General features: G+C 39.5%; 1 protein-coding gene. It reads left to right on the top strand.

What is annotated here, in order from left to right; all coding sequences use genetic code 11:
- Positions 1–280 precede the first annotated feature (280 nt).
- Positions 281–1,116 (top strand): helix-turn-helix transcriptional regulator (locus tag ACS8FD_RS16235; protein ID WP_439276602.1); only part of this gene is annotated, 836 nt, incomplete at its 3' end.

The raw sequence follows: 1,116 nt of genomic DNA, 5'->3' as shown, positions 1-1,116 counted from the left end.
TTAGCGAAATAACCCCCATTATTAAGCAGTATCCTAAATCTACACTTAAGAAACAGTATCTTTCTGATTAATACTATGTATATTAATAGTCTATATAAAGAATATCGTCTCGCTGCTATTAGTATAAAATGTGTGTAGCGTGCGTATAACTTTAATAGCAGTCCACAGTAAACGATTTTTCTTGTGTATTGTCTCTTAGGTAGTTTATTTTGCAGAGCCCGGCTTAGCTGCCGTAAGTTGCCATACATTATTGAGGAAATTGTTAATGGACGCACTTAGTATGTTATTACAAAATGTGCATTTGTTTGAAACAAATTACTATCGTTTAAATGGTAGGGGTAATTGGTCATATTCAATTGATAGAAAAGATACGATTTTGTTTTATTTAGTGTTATCGGGTAGTTTTTGTATCGATGTCGGCAGTGAGATACGAGAGGCAAAGACTGGCGATACAATTATGATCTCAAACTCCTATAAACATGTCAGCTATGCACTTAATCATCATGGTGATAATGCCAAACCTCTAGATGAGATGCTCAATGAATCTGAAAGCCATGTTATAGATCTCAATGGAGAAGGTGAGATCAATGCATGTTTGATTTTGATTGAATGTAAATATGAAAAAGAGATGACGCAACCATTATTGTCAGTTCTGCCAACGATATTGCCTGAGCTTGCCGAGATGTCTGATGGTCGATTTGGCGTTATTGATGTCGAGGTCAAGCTGTTGACCTTGGAGTCTGAGCATGAGCGTATGGGTAAGACGGCAGTCATCAACCATTGGGCCAGTATCATGATGATTGAGTGCCTGCGTACCTATATTGAGAGCTTGCCTGAGGCAACAGACAATTGGCTTAAAGCGCTAAAAGATCCATTTTTATCCAAAGCATTGGTAGCGATGCATTATGCACCAGATCGAAACTGGACGATTCATAAGCTTGCTGAGCTAGCAGGAATGTCTCGCTCAAGCTTTGCCCAGCGGTTTAAAGATGTGGTTGGAATGCCGCCTCTGACATATTTAATTGATTACCGTTTGCGCTTGGCAGCACGTTATCTACGTTTGCAGCAAAACAGCATCAGCCGTATTAGTGAGCTAGTAGGGTATGCGTCAGACTC

Source organism: Psychrobacter sp. 1U2 (genome assembly GCF_051847575.1).
This window is presented reverse-complemented; position numbering and strand designations above follow the sequence as displayed.